This window comes from Cytobacillus mangrovibacter, assembly GCF_042865275.1.
GTDB lineage: Bacteria > Bacillota > Bacilli > Bacillales > Cytobacillaceae > Cytobacillus > Cytobacillus mangrovibacter.
The window spans coordinates 50593-71949 of record NZ_JBIACJ010000013.1 but is presented as its reverse complement, the minus strand read 5'-3'; the positions used below and the strand labels follow the sequence as shown (position 1 = coordinate 71949).

At 39.0% G+C, this 21357-nt stretch carries 23 protein-coding genes, 15 tRNA genes and 2 rRNA genes; 33 read left to right on the top strand and 7 right to left on the bottom strand.

The genetic code is table 11. The features are described 5' to 3' along the window. The 25 genes from ACFYKT_RS18935 to ACFYKT_RS18815 all read left to right on the top strand — a co-directional run. Positions 1–173 (top strand): 23S ribosomal RNA (locus ACFYKT_RS18935); the annotation flags it as partial. Between the two features lie 181 nt (positions 174–354). Next, positions 355–471: ribosomal RNA gene (gene rrf / locus ACFYKT_RS18930) — 5S ribosomal RNA — on the top strand. Positions 472–515: 44 nt separating this feature from the next. Beyond that, positions 516–590 (top strand) — tRNA-Glu (locus ACFYKT_RS18925). A 13-nt stretch (positions 591–603) separates the two neighbouring features. Beyond that, positions 604–678: transfer RNA gene (locus tag ACFYKT_RS18920), tRNA-Gly, on the top strand. Between the two features lie 7 nt (positions 679–685). Beyond that, positions 686–774 (top strand) — tRNA-Leu (locus ACFYKT_RS18915). A gap of 17 nt (positions 775–791) precedes the next feature. After that, positions 792–868: transfer RNA gene (locus ACFYKT_RS18910), tRNA-Arg, on the top strand. An 8-nt stretch (positions 869–876) separates the two neighbouring features. Then, positions 877–953, top strand: a tRNA-Pro gene (locus tag ACFYKT_RS18905). A gap of 22 nt (positions 954–975) precedes the next feature. Then, positions 976–1051: transfer RNA gene (locus tag ACFYKT_RS18900), tRNA-Ala, on the top strand. 33 nt (positions 1052–1084) lie between these two features. Beyond that, positions 1085–1158 (top strand) — tRNA-Met (locus ACFYKT_RS18895). An 11-nt stretch (positions 1159–1169) separates the two neighbouring features. Further along, positions 1170–1262, top strand: a tRNA-Ser gene (locus tag ACFYKT_RS18890). A gap of 163 nt (positions 1263–1425) precedes the next feature. Further along, a tRNA-Met gene (locus ACFYKT_RS18885) sits at positions 1426–1499 on the top strand. A 3-nt stretch (positions 1500–1502) separates the two neighbouring features. Further along, positions 1503–1579, top strand: a tRNA-Asp gene (locus ACFYKT_RS18880). A gap of 25 nt (positions 1580–1604) precedes the next feature. Continuing rightward, positions 1605–1677: transfer RNA gene (locus ACFYKT_RS18875), tRNA-Phe, on the top strand. A gap of 8 nt (positions 1678–1685) precedes the next feature. Beyond that, positions 1686–1769, top strand: a tRNA-Tyr gene (locus tag ACFYKT_RS18870). An 11-nt stretch (positions 1770–1780) separates the two neighbouring features. Further along, positions 1781–1856, top strand: a tRNA-His gene (locus ACFYKT_RS18865). A 59-nt stretch (positions 1857–1915) separates the two neighbouring features. After that, a tRNA-Gln gene (locus ACFYKT_RS18860) sits at positions 1916–1990 on the top strand. A gap of 27 nt (positions 1991–2017) precedes the next feature. Beyond that, a tRNA-Gly gene (locus ACFYKT_RS18855) sits at positions 2018–2091 on the top strand. Positions 2092–2355: 264 nt separating this feature from the next. Further along, a complete protein-coding gene (locus tag ACFYKT_RS18850) occupies positions 2356–2781 on the top strand; it encodes a DMT family transporter (protein ID WP_389222712.1) in 426 nt (141 codons plus the stop codon). A 39-nt stretch (positions 2782–2820) separates the two neighbouring features. Further along, positions 2821–3516 carry a Crp/Fnr family transcriptional regulator gene (locus ACFYKT_RS18845; protein ID WP_389222724.1) on the top strand — a complete coding sequence of 232 codons (696 nt, stop codon included), beginning with the start codon at positions 2821–2823 and terminating at the stop codon, positions 3514–3516. Between the two features lie 15 nt (positions 3517–3531). Next, positions 3532–4023, top strand: a complete 492-nt coding sequence (locus ACFYKT_RS18840) for a DMT family transporter (RefSeq protein ID WP_389222710.1) — start codon at positions 3532–3534, stop codon at positions 4021–4023. Between the two features lie 182 nt (positions 4024–4205). Beyond that, positions 4206–4589 (top strand): VOC family protein, encoded by a 384-nt coding sequence (locus tag ACFYKT_RS18835; protein ID WP_389222708.1) that lies wholly within the window; start codon positions 4206–4208, stop codon positions 4587–4589. A gap of 214 nt (positions 4590–4803) precedes the next feature. Further along, entirely contained in the window at positions 4804–5511 is a 708-nt protein-coding gene (locus ACFYKT_RS18830; protein ID WP_389222706.1) for a response regulator transcription factor, read from the top strand. Beyond that, positions 5508–6509 (top strand): sensor histidine kinase, encoded by a 1002-nt coding sequence (locus tag ACFYKT_RS18825; protein WP_389222704.1) that lies wholly within the window; start codon positions 5508–5510, stop codon positions 6507–6509. Before ACFYKT_RS18830 ends, ACFYKT_RS18825 begins: the two co-directional genes overlap by 4 nt. 95 nt (positions 6510–6604) lie before the next feature. Then, positions 6605–7369, top strand: a complete 765-nt coding sequence (locus tag ACFYKT_RS18820) for an ABC transporter ATP-binding protein (protein ID WP_389222702.1) — start codon at positions 6605–6607, stop codon at positions 7367–7369. Further along, a complete protein-coding gene (locus tag ACFYKT_RS18815; RefSeq protein ID WP_389222700.1) occupies positions 7344–9218 on the top strand; it encodes an ABC transporter permease in 1875 nt (624 codons plus the stop codon). The genes ACFYKT_RS18820 and ACFYKT_RS18815 overlap by 26 nt, the downstream gene beginning before the upstream one ends. 219 nt (positions 9219–9437) lie before the next feature. Here the strand turns inward: ACFYKT_RS18815 and ACFYKT_RS18810 are convergent, their stop codons facing one another. The 5 genes from ACFYKT_RS18810 to ACFYKT_RS18790 all read right to left on the bottom strand — a co-directional run bounded on the left by ACFYKT_RS18810 (position 9438) and on the right by ACFYKT_RS18790 (position 12723). Continuing rightward, entirely contained in the window at positions 9438–9932 is a 495-nt protein-coding gene (locus ACFYKT_RS18810) for a DinB family protein (protein ID WP_389222698.1), read from the bottom strand. A gap of 46 nt (positions 9933–9978) precedes the next feature. Then, a complete protein-coding gene (locus ACFYKT_RS18805) occupies positions 9979–10563 on the bottom strand; it encodes an SGNH/GDSL hydrolase family protein (RefSeq protein WP_389222696.1) in 585 nt (194 codons plus the stop codon). A 162-nt stretch (positions 10564–10725) separates the two neighbouring features. Beyond that, positions 10726–11631: an aminoglycoside phosphotransferase family protein gene (locus ACFYKT_RS18800; protein WP_389222694.1), complete on the bottom strand. Its 906-nt coding sequence runs from the start codon at positions 11629–11631 to the stop codon at positions 10726–10728. A gap of 25 nt (positions 11632–11656) precedes the next feature. Continuing rightward, a complete protein-coding gene (locus tag ACFYKT_RS18795) occupies positions 11657–12349 on the bottom strand; it encodes an LrgB family protein (protein WP_389222692.1) in 693 nt (230 codons plus the stop codon). Further along, positions 12319–12723, bottom strand: a complete 405-nt coding sequence (locus ACFYKT_RS18790; protein ID WP_389222722.1) for a CidA/LrgA family holin-like protein — start codon at positions 12721–12723, stop codon at positions 12319–12321. Before ACFYKT_RS18790 ends, ACFYKT_RS18795 begins: the two co-directional genes overlap by 31 nt. 181 nt (positions 12724–12904) lie before the next feature. Between ACFYKT_RS18790 and ACFYKT_RS18785 the strand changes: the two genes are divergently transcribed. Then, positions 12905–13342 carry a MarR family winged helix-turn-helix transcriptional regulator gene (locus ACFYKT_RS18785; protein WP_389222690.1) on the top strand — a complete coding sequence of 146 codons (438 nt, stop codon included), beginning with the start codon at positions 12905–12907 and terminating at the stop codon, positions 13340–13342. Between the two features lie 28 nt (positions 13343–13370). Next, complete coding sequence (locus ACFYKT_RS18780; protein WP_389222688.1) at positions 13371–13685, top strand: hypothetical protein; 315 nt, start codon at positions 13371–13373, stop codon at positions 13683–13685. On the opposite strand, the gene ACFYKT_RS18775 is transcribed toward ACFYKT_RS18780, so the two are convergent. Together ACFYKT_RS18775 and ACFYKT_RS18770 are read right to left on the bottom strand one after the other, a co-directional pair. Then, positions 13680–14900: an MFS transporter gene (locus tag ACFYKT_RS18775; protein ID WP_389222686.1), complete on the bottom strand. Its 1221-nt coding sequence runs from the start codon at positions 14898–14900 to the stop codon at positions 13680–13682. The two genes, ACFYKT_RS18780 and ACFYKT_RS18775, sit on opposite strands and share 6 nt — an antisense overlap. 18 nt (positions 14901–14918) lie before the next feature. Next, positions 14919–15962, bottom strand: coding sequence for an ArsR/SmtB family transcription factor (locus tag ACFYKT_RS18770; protein ID WP_389222684.1), 1044 nt, complete (start codon positions 15960–15962; stop codon positions 14919–14921). A gap of 292 nt (positions 15963–16254) precedes the next feature. On the opposite strand from ACFYKT_RS18770, the gene ACFYKT_RS18765 reads away from it, so the two are divergent. The 6 genes from ACFYKT_RS18765 (at position 16255) to ACFYKT_RS18740 (ending at position 21229) form a co-directional block, all read left to right on the top strand. Then, complete coding sequence (locus ACFYKT_RS18765; RefSeq protein ID WP_389222682.1) at positions 16255–17340, top strand: metallophosphoesterase; 1086 nt, start codon at positions 16255–16257, stop codon at positions 17338–17340. A gap of 75 nt (positions 17341–17415) precedes the next feature. Then, positions 17416–17691 carry a hypothetical protein gene (locus ACFYKT_RS18760; RefSeq protein ID WP_389222680.1) on the top strand — a complete coding sequence of 92 codons (276 nt, stop codon included), beginning with the start codon at positions 17416–17418 and terminating at the stop codon, positions 17689–17691. Between the two features lie 70 nt (positions 17692–17761). Then, the gene (locus ACFYKT_RS18755; protein ID WP_389222678.1) at positions 17762–17941 is read left to right on the top strand and encodes a hypothetical protein; all 180 of its coding nucleotides are present in this window, start codon (positions 17762–17764) and stop codon (positions 17939–17941) included. A gap of 311 nt (positions 17942–18252) precedes the next feature. Next, on the top strand, positions 18253–19428 hold the full coding sequence (tnpB, locus tag ACFYKT_RS18750) for an IS200/IS605 family element RNA-guided endonuclease TnpB (protein WP_389222676.1): 1176 nt from the start codon (positions 18253–18255) through the stop codon (positions 19426–19428). 238 nt (positions 19429–19666) lie between these two features. Further along, positions 19667–20341, top strand: coding sequence for a DUF6944 family repetitive protein (locus ACFYKT_RS18745; protein WP_389222674.1), 675 nt, complete (start codon positions 19667–19669; stop codon positions 20339–20341). Positions 20342–20407: 66 nt separating this feature from the next. Beyond that, a complete protein-coding gene (locus ACFYKT_RS18740) occupies positions 20408–21229 on the top strand; it encodes a GNAT family N-acetyltransferase (RefSeq protein WP_389222672.1) in 822 nt (273 codons plus the stop codon). Positions 21230–21357 lie beyond the last annotated feature (128 nt).

The following is a 21357-nucleotide window of genomic DNA, read 5'->3' as shown; positions in this document are numbered from 1 at the left end:
TGCGGAAGGGATAAGTGCTGAAAGCATCTAAGCATGAAGCCCCCCTCGAGATGAGATTTCCCATAGCGTCAAGCTAGTAAGACCCCTGAAAGATGATCAGGTTGATAGGTTTGAGGTGGAAGCGTGGCGACACGTGGAGCTGACAAATACTAATCGGTCGAGGACTTAACCAAAAACGAAAGGCGAAGGCGACTGATCAGCTTTGAGAGACGTTGGAAAGCCAGCACTGCAAATCCTGCTTTTGGATTTGTAGGGATGGATTGAAACGGCCGAAAAGCTAGGAGCCGTAGCTGGACAAAAATGATGTCTGTCTGTTATCTAGTTTTGAAGGAATAATCCTTCAACTAAAAATAGTCTGGTGACGATAGCGAGAAGGTCACACCCGTTCCCATCCCGAACACGGCAGTTAAGCTTCTCAGCGCCGATGGTAGTTAGGGGCTGTCCCCTTGTGAGAGTAGGACGCCGCCAGGCTAAGCCCTAATTGGGCTATTTTTTTCGTCTAATATCTTTTTGTCGGCCCCTTGGTCAAGCGGTTAAGACACCGCCCTTTCACGGCGGTAACACGGGTTCGAATCCCGTAGGGGTCACCATTTATAATAATAGGCGGAAGTAGTTCAGTGGTAGAACACCACCTTGCCAAGGTGGGGGTCGCGGGTTCGAATCCCGTCTTCCGCTCCATTTGCTTGCCGGGGTGGCGGAACTGGCAGACGCACAGGACTTAAAATCCTGCGGTAGGTGACTACCGTACCGGTTCGATTCCGGTCCTCGGCACCATTTGTTATTTTATACATGCGCCCGTAGCTCAATTGGATAGAGCGTCTGACTACGGATCAGAAGGTTATGGGTTCGACTCCTTTCGGGCGCGCCATAAATTTACGGGAAGTAGCTCAGCTTGGTAGAGCACTTGGTTTGGGACCAAGGGGTCGCAGGTTCGAATCCTGTCTTCCCGACCAGCCGTAGATATTATAGTAATAAGGGGCCTTAGCTCAGCTGGGAGAGCGCCTGCCTTGCACGCAGGAGGTCAGCGGTTCGATCCCGCTAGGCTCCACCATATATTTAAAAATTAAGTATTATATATTGATTTGGCGGCGTAGCTCAGCTGGCTAGAGCGTACGGTTCATACCCGTGAGGTCGGGGGTTCGATCCCCTCTGCCGCTACTAAATTATTCGGAGGAATACCCAAGTCCGGCTGAAGGGATCGGTCTTGAAAACCGACAGGCGGGTCAAACCGCGCAGGGGTTCGAATCCCCTTTCCTCCTCCATTATTTTAATATTATTATCGCGGGGTGGAGCACGATCGAATACGCTTCGAAGAATATTCTTCAGCGCACCGATTGAGCTGCTACTTGAATAATCAATCTGAAATCGGGGCGGTTATTTAATCCGCAAAATTTAAGCATTTAAGAAATTTCATACTATTACTATCGCGGGGTGGAGCAGCCCGGTAGCTCGTCGGGCTCATAACCCGAAGGTCGCAGGTTCAAATCCTGTCCCCGCAATATGGTCCGGTAGTTCAGTTGGTTAGAATGCCTGCCTGTCACGCAGGAGGTCGCGGGTTCGAGTCCCGTCCGGACCGCCATTTTTTATAGGAAAATTCATAATTTGGCTCAGTAGCTCAGTCGGTAGAGCAAAGGACTGAAAATCCTTGTGTCGGCGGTTCGATTCCGTCCTGAGCCACCTTTTTTGGAGGGGTAGCGAAGTGGCTAAACGCGGCGGACTGTAAATCCGCTCCTTCGGGTTCGGCAGTTCGAATCTGCCCCCCTCCACCATTTTTAATATGGCGATTGTGGCGAAGTGGTTAACGCATCGGATTGTGGTTCCGACATTCGTGGGTTCGATTCCCATCAGTCGCCCCATTCTCGTAATTTAAATTCATGTGGATTATTCAAAGATGTAATTCATGATGGAACTTCAATGGGCTATAGCCAAGCGGTAAGGCATCGCACTTTGACTGCGACATGCGTAGGTTCAAATCCTGCTAGCCCAGCCATTTCTTTAGATAGTATTAAAATAAAATGCGGGTGTAGTTTAGTGGTAAAACCACAGCCTTCCAAGCTGTTGTCGAGGGTTCGATTCCCTTCACCCGCTCCATTTTTATCAGAACGTAATCTAGAGTTCTACAATGGATAATAAACAAACCTAGTAGGTTTATTTTTTTTGCCTCATTAATATTAAAATTGAATACATACATTTTACCCCTTTAGACAATCGCGTCTAAAGGGTTTTTTTTGATTAAGAAAGCTTGGTCATGGAAGATAGAAAAGGGAGTGCTGTTAAGTTAGGGACATATGTCCTTTCCAAAGTGCTTGGATTTAACATTTAATTAAGTTAAATCTAAGTGAGGAGAGAGAGAATATGAAAGGAAGCATCTTTGCGTTTTTGGGCGGAGCTTTTATTACAGTGCAAGGAGTTGCTAATGCTCGAATAAGTCAAGATATAGGTACTTGGCAAGCAGCAACGATTACCCAGTTAACAGGATTCATCATGTCCCTTATTATCTTAATGATCGTTCGTGATAGAAAGTGGGAAGGGTTCAAGGAAGTAAAACCATTATATTTGACTGGAGGAGCTCTTGCGGCAATTATTATCTTTAGTAATGTCGTGGCTATCCAAAAAATTGGTGTAACTATTACGATCGCTGCAATCTTAATTGCTCAGCTAACATTAACCTTCATTATTGATGTGAATGGCTGGTTTGGTGTACGGAAGCAGAAAATGAGGATGCCGCAGTTCATCGGGATTGGAATGATGATTGCTGGTGTGTTAATTTTAAGCAGTTGATCACATAATTAATTAGAGAAGATTAGGGGTGAGCAGATGATGAAGGAGCAAAAGGATAAAGAAGTAATCAACTCGTTTTTACATGCTCATCAAATCGAAACGATATTTAATGAACCATTAATCCCTCATTTGTCACTGTACAGCTTTGAACAGGGAGAAATCATCTGTTCTCAAGGGGATACCGCACAGTATTTATATGTGCTAGTTGAGGGGAAATTAAAAATATATACAACTTCTGCAGAAGGCAACACATTGATTCTTTCATTTAAAACACCGCTAGAGGTGATTGGAGATATTGAATATTTGCGAGATATTGACATCATTAATACAGTTGAGGCAGTAACACATGTCCATATGATTGGTGTCCATTATAGTTATTTGGAAAAATACAGCAAAGATTATTCGCCACTGCTCCAATTTTTATTAGATATTATCACACGGAAATTTACGATTAAGTCTCAATCATTAAGCTTCCATTTGTTTTATCCAGTAGAAGTTCGATTAGCAAGTTATCTATTATCTGTATCTGTTGATGAATCGGATCCACTATTTAATGAACATCTTAGTATTAATATAAAGGATACATCGAATTTAATAGGAACAAGCTATCGACATTTGAATCGAGTGATTGGGAAATTCTGTACGGAAGGTTTGATTGAACGCAACAAAGGCCGGATATTTATAGTAAATAGAGAAGGGTTACGAATGATGGCAGGTAAGAATATTTACGAATAAAGGAGAGAAATAAATATGGTTGTTGGACTTTTATTTGCAATCATTGCAGGCTCTTTAGTTGGTTTGCAAAATATTTTTAACAGTAAAGTGAATGAACGAGCGAGCACCTGGTCAACAACGACATTAGTATTAGGCTTAGGTTTTCTTGCATCCTTTCTATTTGGTCTTGTTTTTGAAGGAAAGCAGTTGTTTGATTTGCAAAATATGAAAACATGGTACTGGTTCAGTGGTTTAATCGGAGTAGGGGTAGTGACCTGTATCGTTAATGGGATGAAGCTGCTTGGCCCTACGTATACAATTTCTATTATGATGACATCTCAGCTTGGCTTTGCTTTACTATTTGATTCATTCGGATGGCTAGGTCTCGCTCAGGTTCCTTTTACTTTCAAGCATTTGATGGGGGTAATGATTATAGTTGCCGGAATTGCTATATTTAAGTTTAGTGGCAGTGGTGAGAAACAGAAGGTATCTAAGGCGACTGAGAAGCATAAGTTAGTAGGTAATTAATTAGTTAAAGCGAAGAGAGTGCCCTGTGATGGTACTCTCTTCTGGTTTATCGACCAAGCTCTTTCCATTGAAAGTCGGCTGATTCAAATATTTAATGCATCCCTTTAATATAAGGCTAGTATGAAGGAGGACGAACAGCTTATACTGTTAAAGAATTGAAATGATAGAATGGAGTGTACTCAATGATTAAGAAAATCAATCAAATTATGTTATACGTAAACAATCAAGATGAGACAAAGCAGTTTTGGATAGAAAAGTTTGGCTTTAGCGTCATTTCTGAAGAAGATAACGGCCAAGGAATGAGATGGATTGAATTAGCTCCAACAAAGGATGCAGAGACAAGTATCATTCTCCATAATAAAGAACTAATTGCAAAGATGCAGCCTGAACTAAATCTTGGTACACCTTCAATCATGTTTTATTCCGATAACCTCGATCAATTATATAAAGATTTTTCCGCTAAAAATGTGACAGTTGGAGAAATCGTAAATCTCCCTTCTGGAAGGGTATTTAACTTTGCAGATAATGAGGGAAATTACTTTGCTGTAATGGAAGAAAACAAATAATAATAATTCCAAAACGACTAGAGGGGCATACTTTAGTCGTTTTGGTCTTTTTTAATTAAAACCCCATTGTTATTCCTAAATAAAACTTTTAATGGGCAAATTTCCAATGAGGATGGTTGTAGTAAAATGTAATTTATATTTTATATAATGGAATGTATATGTAACGTTTGTGGTGGGGGGATGTACCCCATTTTTGAAAAAAGGAGTGAGCTAAATGCAAAAAGTTATGATTGTAGAGGATGACCCGAAAATTGCAGCGCATTTACAGTCATATATCGAAAAATATGGCTACCATGTTACCAAAGTAATTGATTTCGATCATGTAATAGATAATTTTAATGAGAACGCACCTGACCTGGTCCTACTTGATATTAATCTCCCAAGTTATGATGGTTATTACTGGTGTAGGCAGATTCGAAAGAAATCGATTTGCCCGGTTATCTTTATCTCAGCAAGAATAGGGGAGATGGATCAAGTGATGGCATTGGAAAATGGAGGAGATGATTTTATCACTAAGCCCTTTCACCCTGAAATCGTGATGGCAAAAATCCGAAGTCAGCTTCGCCGTGCGTATGGAGAATACGCAGTGCAGGCTCAAGAACGGGTTTTAGAAAAAGAGGGGCTTAAGCTTCTTCCTGAAAGAATGGAATTAACTTTTGATACAAAAATTGTTTCATTATCGAAAAAAGAAGCGGATATTATTGAAAGTTTGATGGAACGCCATCCTCGTGTTGCTGGACGGGAAGATTTACTTGAAAAGCTCTGGGATGACCATGTGTATGTAGATGAAAATACATTAAATGTCAATATAACGAGGGTCAGAAAGAAGTTCCAGGAGCTCGGGATAAATGATGCGGTAGAAACAGTTAGAGGTGCTGGCTATCGTCTAAATGTTTCATGGACTGGAGCGGAAAAGAAATGAAGCTGTTTTTTAGAGAGCACTGCCTATTGATTGCCGTACAAATCGTACAATTTATCGCCTTTTGCTCCATTTATTGGCTAGATGGCTACCACTACATAAGTCCAGCGGTGTATGGCGTTTTCCTTAGTTTCTTTTTTCTAGGATGCTACCTTTTCTACTATTATTATAGCCGTCGCAAGTTTTATGGACGTCTAAGTAATCCGTTAGAGACTCTTGATGATTCTTTCCAAAAAACAGAGCAAGCCCCTATATCAGAAGCATTTGATAATTTATTGAGAGATCAGTATAGGCATTATCAGAACCAAATAAAAAAACTAGAGCATGACCAGGCAGAGCATTTAAAGTTCATGGATCAATGGGTGCATCAGATGAAGACTCCACTATCGGTTATTGAGCTCACGGCACAAAACCTGGATGAACCTGACTCATCCAATATACGTGAAGAAACCGAACGCATGAAAACAGGACTAAATACGATTCTGTATATGGCAAGATTACGAACAATTGAACAGGATTTTCATATTAAACCGGTTGTGTTAGAGAAAATCGTCAATGAAGTAAATCGAGAAAATAAGCGGTTTTACATAAGGAATCAAGTATATCCCAAGCTTGAAGTAGAAAAGGAAGGTATCACGGTAGAAACAGATGAAAAATGGCTGTTTTTTATGCTCTCACAGCTGGTGAATAACGCGGTTAAATATTCTGCTGGAAAAAGCAGCAGCATTGTTATATCTATTTATGAAAAAAAGCAGGAAGCTATCCTAGAAGTGACAGACTTTGGCGTCGGTATCCCAGATACGGATAGGAGACGTATTTTTGATCCCTTTTTCACAGGAGAAAATGGTCGGAAATTTAGGGAGTCAACAGGAATGGGACTTTATTTAACGAAAGAGGTTCTTGTGCACCTAGGGCATCGAATTGAACTTGATTCGAGAGTAGGGGAAGGAAGTACCTTTCGAATGATTTTCAGCGAAACGCAAAACCTTACAGCGATGTAAGGAAAGTGAAAGAAGAATCGATCGTTATTATCATGCGTACAGCGTTATACTAATCACAGATCAAATGAAGTTTAAGTTTGAAAGGAGATCTTGTGATGCTGAATGTGAGAAAAGTAAGTAAGATTTATGAAGGAAAAATCGCATACCGTGCGTTAACAGATATAGATTTAACAATTGAAACTGGTGAATTTGTTGGAATCATGGGACCATCTGGAAGCGGGAAAACAACCTTGCTTAATATGATTGCTACAATTGATGAACCGACAGCTGGAGAAATTTTAATCAATGGCAAGAACCCTCATCGGTTAAAAAAGGATGAATTAGCTAAATTTCGTCGTCGCGAATTGGGCTTTGTCTTTCAAGAATTTAATTTACTTCACACGCTAACAGTAGAAGAAAACATTGTCCTTCCACTGACATTGGATGGAAAGAAAGTGAAGGAAATGAAAGAGAAAGCAAATGAAATAGCTGAAAAGCTAGGGATTACGGGCATTATGAAAAAACGCACGTACGAGATTTCTGGTGGACAGGCCCAAAGAGCGGCTGTAGCAAGAGCAATGATTCATACGCCTAAGCTGTTACTGGCTGACGAACCAACAGGAAATCTGGATTCCAAGTCATCAAAGGATGTCATGGAAATGCTTGAATCCATTAATCAAAAAGAGCAGACAACGATGATGCTCGTCACTCATGATCCGCAGGCGGCTAGCTATTGTAATCGCGTGGTCTTTATTCGTGACGGAAAGTTTTATTCAGAAATTCATCGTGGCGATAATCGACAGGCCTTTTTCCAAAAGATTATTGACACACTTTCTTTACTGGGAGGGGATGCACATGACCTTTCGCCAATTCGCGTTTAATAACGTCACACGGAATAAAAGGCTATATGCCGCTTACTTCCTAAGTAGCTTGTTCACAGTGATGGTCTTTTTCACGTTTTCGATCTTTGCTTTTCACCCCGAATTAAGTGGGGATGAGATGAATAAAAACGTAATACAGGGAATGAACATTTCTTCAGGTATTATTTACGTGTTTTCGTTTTTCTTCATTCTATATTCGATGAGCTCCTTTTTGCAGTCTCGTAAAAGAGAGTTTGGCTTGTTAATGATGCAAGGGATGTCGGTAAAGCAAATTCGTTCCATGGTATTTTTGGAGAATATGTTAATCGGCTTTTTTGCAACAATAAGCGGCATTGTGCTTGGATTAGTTTTCGCTAAAGGCATCTTGCTGTTAGCGGAAAATGTATTAGTCATTGGAAATGAGTTGAATTTTTATTTGCCGATTCAGGCAACCTTACTTACTTTTGTTTCCTTTATTGTGCTCTTTTTCTTTATCTCGTTATTTGTTTCTTATGTTCTCCGCACGAAAAAGTTAAATGATTTAATTAAAGGAAGTAAAAAATCAAAAGGAGAGCCTAAGGCCAACCGCTTTTTAACAATCACCGCGATTGTGCTGCTCGGAGCAGGCTATGTAGTTGCATTAGTAACAAAAGGGATGGTTGTATTAGCTGTGATGCTCCCGGTCATTCTTGTTGTTACAATCGGTACGTATTTGCTGTTTACACAATTAAGTGTTTTTGTGATCCGCAGGTTAAAGGATAAGGAGACAGTTTTCTGGCATAAAACAAATATGCTGCTGTTTTCTGATCTTTCCTTCCGAATGAAGGATAATGCAAGGACGTTCTTCATGGTAGCAATGGTTTCAACGGTAGCATTTAGTGCAATAGGAACCTTATTTGGATTTCAGGTGTTCCTAACAGATGGAACAAAAACCGCAAACCCTAATACGTTTACTTACATGTCATATACGGATGATAATGATAAGGAAGCGCAGGATGTCAGTTTGATTAATGAAGTATTACATGAGGAAAATATTAAGGCTGATACAGAGCAGACACTGCTCAGTTATTATGAGATTGCCGATGATCGCATATTAATCGCAAAAGTATCCGATTTTAACCGCTTTGCACATTTAATCGGAGAAAAGCCAATCGAGATTCAAGAGGGGCAAGCCGTCGTTGTTGAATTTGAGGGTGTTGCTTTTGGACAGACAAAGGAATTAATAAATGTACCAATTGAGCTAAATACAGGTGTAACATTGAAGCCTGATGAAGTGATTTTTTCAAGAGCACTACCTGCAACCGATTCATATTATGTTGTCTCAGATAAGGATTACTCCGCACTTCCTGCTCCAAAAAGCGAAGCGAATTTTTACGCATGGCAGGCAACAGATGGAGAGCAGCAAGTACTAGAAGCTTCTGAAAAGCTATATGATGAAGTCCCAGTATATAAATTTACTTCAGGTGAGTATAATGTCTATCAAATCAATAAAGCCTATGGTCCAGTTCTATTTGTTGGTCTGTTTATCGGCATTGTCTTTTTCGTCTCAGCCGGCAGCTTTTTATATTTCCGACTGTACACGGATTTAGATGAAGATAAGCAAAAGTTTAAATCCATTGCCAAAATGGGTCTGACTGTAAAAGAACTAAAGAAGGTTCTGAACCGACAAACGGCAATCCTCTTCTTTGCGCCAATTCTTGTCGCACTTATTCATGGAGCGGTTGCACTGACTGCGTTAGCTCATATGTTCTATTACAATCTGTTTAAAGAATCGGTCATTGTGCTTAGCGTTTTCTTACTGATACAGGTTATTTACTTCTTTATCGTTCGTTACTTTTATACAAAGCAAATTAAAGCCGCAATTGAATAATTGTACAAAAAAAGCTTGGAGCATCGTTCCAGGCTTTTTTTGCGCGGGAAAAATGAAATGCTCGATAAAATGTGGAAGTTGCTAGATAGCTTAGAAAAGTTGCTAGATAAAGTGAAAAATTTGCCTGATAGTATGAAAAACGACTTCCTACCAAAGCGAAAAATAAAGAACATATGAGGTTTCTAGCACGAAACCTCATATGTTCTATTATGAATTACATTACGCATCCCAAATGCTATGGTTTTGCCAGCTTTTTTGCAGTTTCCGAATATAAATGATTTGTCCGATATGATAGGCATTATGAGATTGTATATTGCCAAGGATCTCCCACCACTTTACTTGTTCAGGGAACCCGTTCACGTCACTTTCCACTTTTTCCACTGTTAATAGACTTTGCCATTGTAAAAGCACTTCAAGTAGCCGTTCTTTTAACTCATGGAAGCTCTTGTTTTCCGGAAGTACAAAACTTTGATCATTATTTTCCAAGGCAGGTACAGCATTGACGTGTGACTTCTCGTATCTTGTTTGCCATGTTTCATTCCAATAAAGCAGGTGCTGTACAACTTCCGCAATACTATTGCAATCTTCATGAGGCTTCCAAAAGGCTTCGTCCTCTGACAAGTCTTTCACTGAGTCTGAAAATGGCAGATACCAGCTAGGATCATTTGCATTAGCTAATAGTTGATCCGATAATAAATCTTTCACATGCGACATAGGATACACTCCTTTTATTTTTAAGTCTTGTCCTATCTTTATTTATTCAATTGCCTCTTATTACCTGATCATAGATCATTGCTGCAATTTCCTGATACCCTTTTGAATTAGGGTGAATCAAATCGTTAGACCAAATGCTAGGATCCTGTGCTAAAGGCGTATTCCAAAAATCGATAAGGTGAAATATGTATTCATGACTAAGTAATTGGATCACTTCATTGGCTTCAATTAATTGTTCCTTTAATACTTGCTTTTGTTCAGCAGGGACAGGCAATCTAGCAGTAAAGTCTGGCATGTTCCCAATTATGATTGTTGCTCCCGTTTTGCTTAATGCATCAATCATATGTTCCATTTCATCTTTATATTCATTGCGATTCCAACGCCCTTTTAAAATATCGTTTGCTCCAGTAATCAGACTAACAATATCAGCTTGCAGTGTTAGAGCCTTTTCAAGCTGTGTCATGCGGACTTCCTTCGTTAATAATCCCCTTTTTGCCAAATTAGTGGATAGGAATGGAGGTGAATGCAATTGCGCAAAGGTATGTACCCAACTTGATAGTTTAATTCCCTCCACTTCATCCCCAATTCCAACTGTTAAGCTATCTCCCATAGCTACAAAGTGTTTCTGCATATTCAACATCCCTTTTTGAATTTTCTGTAATTATATCATGAAATGGGATATGGGGACAGGTACCATGTTCCTTCACACTTGCGCAATAAAACGGAGGATTCCAGAGGAAGGGAAATTAATTAATAATCGGAGTCATTAAAAAAGGACCAATTTATCCAACCCTTAAATAGGTCGGCAACGGTCCCAAAAGTATTGTATCGCCTGATAAAAAGCTTCATCGTAATTTCCGTGATCCTCAATAGACCAGCATGTAGCTAAAACGGAATGGGCAAAACCCCATGAATAAATTCTTTGTCTATCCAGATCTAATTCTTCTGTTAAAAAGGCTATACGCTTCTCGATCACAGTTGACCAATTTTCTGTGGGCAGTCGATTCAATAAAAATTGAATGACATCATATTCTCTATCGCCAATTAATCCTTTAGGGTCAATGGCTGCCCATGAATCACTGCCAGTCTTCAATATATTATAATGATGAAGATCGCCATGAAGCAGGTAGGGCCTTTCTATAGATCTATTCAATGCTGTAAATGTTCCAGTTGCTTTCTGAAGCATCTCTTTTGTTATGGGGCCAATTCCTTCAGGGTTTTCTAGCCATATGTTTAATAGAGCTCGTTCCCTTTGTTCACTAGTAGGAATCTGCAGGCAATCGGACGCGGGAACCCACAATGCTTTCATCACTCTAGAGGCAATACGTGTCGCTTGCGCATCATCTTCTATAGAGGCCAACATTTTTCCTGGAGTTAATCGTTCAAGAATGAGAATTCCGTTTTGGAGATCGACATCTATGATCTTAACCATTCCACGCCCGTTAAATAGCTGAAGAGCGTTTACTTCAGCATTGAATTCTTCACTAGGAACGCCAAGCTTAACAACGACTTCTTTCCCATCTCTTCGCACAGCAGGAGCAACGAAATTATAAGATAGCGGGAATGGAGGCATGATTTGGATGTCCCAGCGCGCCTCACATTTTTCAATTAGCTTATTAAAATGATTCAGCCATTGTTCACCATTCTCTTTGTGGACAGATCTGATTGTTATGACAAACTCGTTTGGTAATGGAATCATTCGATTTGCCCCTTTTTCATAAGTTTTAAATATGAAAAACCCACGCCACAATTGGTCCAAACACAGATCCAAGCACAGCGCATAATGTCATAGAAACAGAGCTAATAGAAGCAGTAAGCTCACCATACTCAAATGCTTTTGAGGTCCCAAGCGCATGTGCTGCACTCCCAAATGCCATCCCTTTCCCAATAGGGCTGTTGATGCGAGCCCATTTTAAAATGATTGGCCCTAGAATGACACCGGAAAAGCCAGCAATCATAACAAATACAATGGTCATAGAAGGCTCGACCCCTAAGTCTGCTGCAATCTGGATGGCTACAGGAGTAGTGATCGACTTAGGTATAATCGAAAGAATTAAATCACGGTTTATTCCAAAGACCTTTGCAATCAAAATTCCGCTAACCATTCCAGAGAATAATCCGATCAATACACCAGTAATAATCGGAAGGATGTAACTTAATAAAATATGACGATTTTTATATAGTGGCAATGCTAAAGCAACAACGGCAGGTCCTAGCAATGAATGAATCCATTTTCCGCCAATCATATATTCCTCGTACGTGATATGAAAGAATATGAGAAGCAAGATAATCAAAATGGTTGTAGTTAGAACGGGAATCAAAATTGGGTTCGGAAAACGAGTATATACCTTCGTCATTAACAAGTAAGCTGTGACTGTTACAATAATTATAATGATTGCGATAAGTGATTGTTGCACTGTTCTTTTTCCTTTCGCTTTTTGGCTCTCATTTCTAAGAGTTGGCTAGCTGCTCCCGCAGCAATCATGGTTATAATGGTGCTGATGACGACAATCAAAAATAAGATAGCCCCGCTTTTTGAAAATAATGATGGATATTTCATTATTCCGATCATGGCAGGGATAAATAATAATGGGAGAAAAGCTAATAAAAAATTTGCTCCATTCTCAATCACCTTCATTGGAATGATTTTGAATGATAAGCAAACAAGTAATAGAATCAAACCAATGATACTTCCTGGGATTGGGATATGGCATATGTTATGGAGAACTTCCCCAATCATCGAGAATGCAAACAGGATGGCAATTTGAAATATAACTCTTAATCCCTTCATAAAAAATGCTGTTCTTAACAATAAGAACAACTTTCCCCCTTTATTATGTAAAATCATAACGATTTTAGTTAGTATCTTTACTTTATACTCAAATGCTTGTACGATACAAGTATATGTTTGTATTATACAAGTAAATAGTTGTTTGTCAATAAATTGTTAAACTCTAAGTGGAGGGTATAAAGTGCACGAAAAAAATAAAAAGGCAATTGAACTAATCGAATATGAACTGACTACCTTAATTCGACGAGCAGTATACTTAGATATTTCTGATAAAAAGATCGGGCATTTAGAGAGATCTGTCTATTTATTATTAAGGCATTTAGATGAATGTGGTGCATCCCAGTTGAAAACACTGGCAGAAGCATTTAATTTAGATATTTCGACTCTATCTAGACAGGCTTCTGCAATCGAAGCCAAAGGATTCATTTTTCGTTATTCAGATCCAACAGATCGCAGAGTAAGTCTGTTTGAAATCACTGAACTAGGCAGAGAAAAACTAATAATGGACAAAGAAATGAGAATTAAGCGCTATCATAATATGCTAGAAGACTGGTCAAACGAAGAGAAAGACATCTTTGGGGAACTATTGGTGCGAATGAATGAAGCGTTAATTGATTAGGGTTTCTTTTGTTTTGAAATAAATTCGTATGAAGGACAAAACGAGTCCGATTCGCAGGAAAGGGTCGTTCATCCCTTCGATGAAGGACAAAACGAGTCCGATTCGCAGGAAAGGGTCGTTCATCCCTTCGATGAAGGACAAAACGGGTCCGATTCACAGGAAAAAGTCGTTCATCCCTTCGATGAAGGACAAAACGAGTCCGATTCGCAGGAAAAAGTCGTTCATCCCTTCGATGAAGGACAAAACGAGTCCGATTCACAGGAAAAAGGTCCTTCATCCATGCCGTAAAGAAGCATTTCCCTGTGGGGCAGTAGTGGCTACTGCCCCCACGATCTTCCTATGAAGCCATCCCTTTATCAATAGGATGATCGATAAACTTGAAATAGGGGAGAAAAATGCCCAATAAAGAAACTGTACAAATAATCGTCCCAATAAAGAGATACAATGGACGTATTCCCCATAGCTCACTTAATACACTTGCTGCAATGACCCCTAAAGGCATCGCTCCTCTAATTATTAACAATCTTACGGAAATAACTTTACCTATTAAATGATTCGGTACCATTTGTTGAAAGATTGTTATGTTATGCACACCGAAGAACGCCATTGCGATTCCAGCGATTGCTTCAGTTATAAAGGCAACATAAATATTGTGATTAATGCCTAGGGAGATAAAGGTTAGCCCGCCTATAACGAGGGCCCCAAGCATTAGCACTCGGCGGCTTTTCAATTTGATTTTTCCGATCAGCATGGAACCGATGATATAACCGAGCGGGAAGCTTGCCATGAAATAGCCGTATTCAGCATAAGTACCTGATAGCTCGGTGGTGATATAGGGAAGAGTGATAACCATTGTTACGCCTACTCCAAATTGAACAAATGCAAGAAAGATACCTAGCCAGACGATGACAGGCTGCTTGAAAAAATAGGATATGCCTTCCGTAAATTGCTGCAGCCAGGATTTTCGCACAGGCTGAGTTATCTTTTCCTCTTTTATAAAAAGTAAAAGCGTACCGCTCACGATAAGAAATCCACTTACAAAGACTAATGTTGGCTTTACACCAATGTACTCCACCACCACCCCTCCTAAAATAGGAGCCATAAAAGTCATTAATCGAACAGTTCCATCCAAATACGCATTCGCTGCAGGCAACTGCTCTTTAGCTACAATCGAAGGGGTAATCGCTTGGTTAGCTGGTGTATAAACAGGTGTGATCAATCCAATGATGATTTGGACGGCAAAAATATGCCATGGGAGCAGAGTTCCTGTTAACAATGAAACAAGAGGAATAAGAAAAATAAGCCCTCTTGTCCATTGCGAAAAGATCATAATCCATTTGCGGCTCCAGCGATCAATAAATGGACCAATGAACAGCTGGAGGATAAGAGAAGGAAGGAAATATAAAAGCCACATACTCCCGAGGGCCATCGGGGAACCGGTCAGCTGATAAATAAGAATGGAATTGCAAAAGGTGCCGAAAGCTCCGCCTAATTCAGAAATGGCATTTCCTATCCAGACAAATAGAAATGATCGATTTTGTAATATACTTTTCTTCATTGAACCCCCACCTATACATCATTGTTTTAAATAAAAATCTAATTCTTTCGATAAGCCCTCGAGTGCTTTTCTTTTTAATGAATATTTAGATTGAACGATTTCTACTAATTTTGCTGCTCTAAGAATCTTAAGGTGGTGGTGGATCGTCGATTTGCCAATGTCTAATTGTTCAGTTAGATCTTGTAATGTACGGTCTTCCTCAAACAGTAATTTAATGATTCGCAGACGGACCTCGTCTCCTAATGCTTTATGCTTAAGGATGAAAAAGTGATTAGGTGTATATTTATCATTTGGCAAGATGCTTTCATTAGCTATAGGATAATAGAAAACCTTTGCGCCCTCTATATCCGCTTCTATATTCCATGGGCGGTAAATGTATTGTGGAATTAATATGACTCTATGTACACTTGGCTCGGGCAAGTATGTCATTCCGCCAGTTGACCATTCAACAAGCTCTTCTGATGTCATTTTTTCTGCCATCTTTTTTTTCGCTTCATAATCTGTTTGTAAAATGGTTTCAAGCTTCTGGGCATTTTCTTTTAGAACAGCTTCATACCACCTTGTCATGACTTGAACTAGATGCTCTTTTAGAATCGTTGCATCTGTTTGACAAATAAAAGCAATATAGTGAGGCAGATAAGGATGATTGCTAGTTAAGCTTTGCATTTCTTTCATGGCAGATTCATCTCCATGTGCTGCATTATGTCTTATTTGTTGAAAAGTAGAGCCTAGATAAGGCAAACATTTAACTTTTAAATCAGCTGGCGGGAGCTCTTGTACATAGGATGTGAATTCTGAAAGATGAATGAAGGGCTTGTTGTGCAGTAGCTGGAGCAATGCCTTCCACGTATTGTTCTTTTCGACAAAGTCTAATTGCTGCAATAAATCCTTTGGTGCAGAATTTCTGATGTCTGTCCAATAGTCTAGCGGTTTCTCCAATGTTTGAATGAGCGGAGTATTTGTAATCGCGGCGATCCCTAACGCACATTCCCATAACAAAGAGTATTCCAGTTGAATTTGATAAGTTTCTCTCTTCCTGCTTGTCAAATTTAAAACATCCAAAAATAACACCTCTCTCTTATTTATATTGGCTCATTTCTAATAGATTGTTGTTTTTGAACAAGTTTTCTGTTTACCAATTGACTAGTTGATTGGAGCGGAAATCAACCTCTACCCAAACCAAGTTAAACGCAACAAACTTTGCAAAAACAGCCTTTATATTTTATATTCTACATATTTAGAATAACAAATTCAACAATTATCGAATCTTCTATATTAGATAAAAACAAAATAGTAGAAAAATGATATGATAAAATAACGAATTATCCAAAAATTATACAAATAGGAGACAATCATGTTAAATGTTCGCGAACTAAAACTAAACCCAAACAGACGAGTCATTATCATTTCAGATATCCATGCAAGCTTGGCTTTATTTACAAGACTCTTAGAAAAAGTCCATTACACACCGAATGATTATTTATTTATCAATGGAGATCTTTGTGAGAAGGGGAAGAATAGCTTAGCAGTTGTTCGTTATGTGAAAAAGATGACGGAGCAATCTGACGATGTATTCGTCACAAAAGGAAATTGCGATATTTTGTATCGGTATGTTTTTGAAGAAAATGAAGCCATACTTTCCTATATGAAGAAGCAAAAGCATTCAATTTTAAATGAAATGCTTGAGGAAAAACATCAATCATTAGAAGACTTTAGTAATATTCAACAGCTTGCGAGTTTCTACAAACAGCATTATAAGGAAGAAATCGAATGGCTGGAGTCATTGCCTGTCGCATTTGAGACAGAATCTTTCATTATGATCCATGCGGGAATTGAGAATCGCCCTGATTGGCAGGAAACAGACGAAGATTGCGCATTGTCTGTGGATTCTTTTCTAGACAAAGAACATCAGGCAGAGAAAAATGTCATTGTTGGACATTGGCCAGCAGTTAACTATCGCTTTGATAACGAATGTTCCAATAATCCGTTCATAGATAGCAAGAAGAGAATAGTTGCCATTGATGGTGGAAATCAGATTAAGAGAGATGGCCAGCTCAACGCTCTGATTATCGAAAATAACGAATATACATTTCAGTTTGTTGATGAGCTGACAGATGAGCGAAAAGTGAAAAAGGATTACACAGATCTGACACATCGGGTCGGTACAGTGACCTGGCCTAATTATGAAATGAGAATCATTCAGAGAGAGTCAGCTTTTACACTCTGTGAAAATAGTAAACTCGGATATAAACAATGGGTGAAAAATGAATACTTAGTTGAAAATGATAAAGGTGTGTATTGTAAAGATGATTTAAGTACAACCTTTCTGTCAGTGAAGGAAGATGAGGCTGTAATGGTGCTTGATGCGAACCAACCAGATTATATACTAGTAAAAAAATCAAATGGTCTTGTCGGCTGGGTGCCAGCTGGAATCATATAAAAAATGTTTAATTTGATAGAGAAAGGGTATTACTTCTAATAGATTCACTTAATACTATTAAAAGGAGGACTCTTTATGAAGCAAGTGTCACTTGTCAAATCACTAACAGCCTTAGGTGTTGGGGTTGGAGCCTCTACAGCGATCTGGTTGTCCTCAAAACCAAACAGAATAAGGGCGAAGGACTTATTAAGAGAATGGAAAAGAAAGATAAAACCCTCTCCTTTCGATAAAACGGAGAGTCTGCCAATTGAAAAGGGTGGAAACCCCCATCCAAGCGATATAGAAGATAATAATATGGTTAGTGAAGGGGCTGTATACTCTGTAAAGTTTTACAATGAAAAACTGCAATAACTCTAGTAAGTATCCATGAAGACTCTAATGAAATCCCTTTAATCAGCCAATCTAAAAAGAGGTGAATGTGATGAAGAGAGATATGAAAGAGGAAATGGATCCATTGAACGGCACGATGGTTCAGAACTTCGAAGAGATGAAAAAGAACGGGAAGATCATGGAAAGCATGGAGACGAATAAAGCATTAAAAGAAAAGGGAAAACAGCCCGATCCGAAGCAAGATTTAGAGTCGGAAGAAAAGAATGATTAAAGAGTACTGATTAAATCATGTTGAATATGAACTGAAAGCTTGGAGGCCACTTCAAGCTTTTTCTCATTTTTTTGAAGATAGATTGATCCCAATAATTTCAATATTAAAACTAGTCATATAGTAATTATCTGCTATATAATAAATAAAATGACAGTTTTTTTATCATTTCCCGACAGAAGACTCCCCCTTCAAGGAATGAGAAGGGCGTAGCCCAATGAGTAAGTGGGGGATGAATGTCGGTTGGCGGTAGCCAAACACTATCTTAATATGATACGATAAGAACAAATGTTCCTTGAAGTGAGGTGAAATATATGCTTGTGAACAAATCCTATAAGTTTCGTCTCTATCCGAATGAAAAACAGATTGAACTCATTAATAAAACCATAGGTTGTTCGAGATTTGTATTCAATTTCTTTCTTGGTAAGCAAAGGGATATAGATGCTTACTGGCATATTTGCGAAGAAATGAAGCAGAATGGTCAACTTCCAACAAATAATTGGAAAGGAAACTACCTAAACAAATACGAAACGGTAAAATCTCTGCCTGAATTAAAAAAAAATTACCCTTTCTTGAAAGAAGTAGATAGTATCGCCTTACAAAAATCCGTTGAAAACTTAGCTGATTCCTATGAGCGCTACTACAAAAGGCAAAATAAGCAGCCACGTTTTAAGTCCAAAAAGAACAAATTGCAGTCTTATACCACGAAGCACACAAACGGAAACATTGCTGTTGTTGAAAATAAAATTAAGTTACCGAAACTAGGCAACATTCGCTTTGCGAAAAGTCGTGATGTAAAAGGTAGAATCATTCGTGCGACCATTAGGCGAAATCTGACTGGTAAATATTTTGTATCCTTAACAACTGAAGTGGAAGTATCAGAATGGCCGAAAACAAATTCCACTGTTGGCATCGATGTCGGCTTAAAAGACTTCGCTATCCTCTCCAATGGAACCATCTACTCTAACCCAAAGTTTTTCCGCACCCTAGAAGAAAAATTAACAAGAGCACAACGAATCATGAGCAGGCGAGCTATAGGTGGCTCGAATTGGTACAAGGCTAAAATAAAAGTTGCACGTATCCATGAAAGAATTTCAAATGCAAGAAAAGATTATCTCGACAAAATATCAACCGAAATCGTCAAAAACCACGACATCATCGGAATGGAAAATTTGTCGGTATCTCATATGCTTAAAAATGGGAATCTTTCTAAAGCAATCAGTGAGGTATCTTGGTCACAATTCAAGACAATGATTGAATATAAGGCGAAATGGTACGGGAAACAAGTGGTTACTGTTGCAAAAAACTTCGCTTCAAGTCAATTATGTTCTTGTTGTGGCTATAAAAATAAAGACGTTAAAAGTCTCGGACTGCGTAAATGGCAATGCCCAGTATGCCAAACATTCCACAATCGAGATGGTAACGCAAGTATAAATCTTAAAAATGAAGCCTTAAGACTTCTAACTGTTGGAACGACAGGGATCGCCTAATCAATAACTGGTGGATACACTAGTGTTCTTAGGAATCTCCCACTTCAAATTTTGTAAGAAATTAAGTGGGGGTAGTTCAAAATATGGAGTAGATAGAAATGGTGCAGGAATTATTTATGCAGCAAAGAGAAACGGCAGAAATTGTGTTCAAGTAAAATAAGATCCTGGTTTTTGCTAACACCCATTCAACAGATTGAATACATTGTATGAAGAGAATCTGGATGGGCGGATCAATCAAATGAATAATCAGGAAAAGCAATTGTTTGGTTCATGGATACAGGCAGTTGGAACAGTTATGAATGCAGTAGGGAGCACACCATCAGATAAGATCAATGAGGAGCAGCAAGATGATTTAAATTTGTGGGGAAATGTGCTTCAGGCGGTAGGGAATGCTCTAATTGCGGATGGAACTGAAATGATTTCCTTGAATAAACTTGGCAATGAAGTTCAAGCAATTGGAAATACTACGGTGGTTGGCGGTATACTGCTTGATTTTCAGGAAAAGACGAAAAAGTCATTGATTATTAAAGGGAATTTGCTGCAGGCTGTAGGAGGAGGCATGGCTATTGCCGATACACTAGAAGAGGAACCATCACTTGAGAAAGCATTAAATGTGATTGGGGATCTGCTGCAGGTTATAGGCAATTCATTGCAAGTAATTGCCGGCATTAATGAATTACAGAGAGACACGGAAAAAGATGATGGTGAAGATAAACAAGAATCAGATAATGAATCTAAACAAGAATCAATGGAACAAATAAATTATTTTCGAAAGAATTCTTCTGAAAAAAAACAAGAGGATAAGGAAGGTGATCCTTTGGATATAACCGGAAGCTGGATACAGGCTGTTGGCTCTGTCATTTCTGCAATTGTTCAAACCAGGTCAAGTCAGGATGAGAGTAACCTTTCCTAAACAGAGGAATTGGATCGAAAAGAGAGAATATATTGAATGAATTTGCTTGTAAGGGGAGGAATACATTTGCTAACGACTGAACAGTTAATGGAAATCAAGGAGCTCCAGCGTATATGTGAGAAGGATGAGCCCTATCAATTAAAATTAAATTGGGATATGCTTCAATCCCGTAAAGAAAATGAATTGAATGACTTTCTTTATTATGAGAAAGAGAAGCTAGTAGGGTTCCTCGGACTATATGGGTTCGGCAATAAAGTGGAAGTCTGTGGAATGGTCGCACCAAGTTATCGAAGAAAAGGGATCTTTACGAAGCTTCTTCATCAAGCTGAAAAGGTATGGATGGATCGGGGAACGAAGCAAATCCTCCTCAATGCTCCATCCCATTCAGAATCAGGAAAAGCCTTTTTGCAAACAATTTCTTGTTCTTATTCATTTACAGAATATCAGATGAAATGGGAAGAAAAAGAGCTATTATGCAACGATGATGTTGTTATCAGGCATTCCACTCCTAATGACTTAGATATAGAAATCCAATTAGATGTGCAATGTTTTAATTTCCAAGAAGACGATGCCCGAGACTATAATGCTAGAATCAAAAAAGAAAATACGGAACAATTCTATATGATTGAATTTGAAGGGAATACAGTAGGGAAAATGCGTGTTGGGCATTTAGATGGCGAAGCATGGATCTACGGGTTTGCTATTCTCCCAGAGTATCAAGGAAGAGGAATTGGGCGCAAGGCATTAACTAAGGTTATCCAACGTGAGCATAAGAAAGGATATTCTATCTTTTTGGAAGTAGAAGCTAAGAACGCGAATGCCTTAGGGCTTTATGAGTCATGTGGATTCAAAGCTTATCATGCCCAAGATTATTATAATAAGATATAGAAGGAATAGAAATCGCTTGGATCGGGAGATTCAGGCGATTTTTCTTTGTTGTCTACGAAATTATAAATTTGGATGTTGTGGATAACTTTGCGACTAGTTTGTCTGCCTCCAGCTCCAGCGCCTACCCC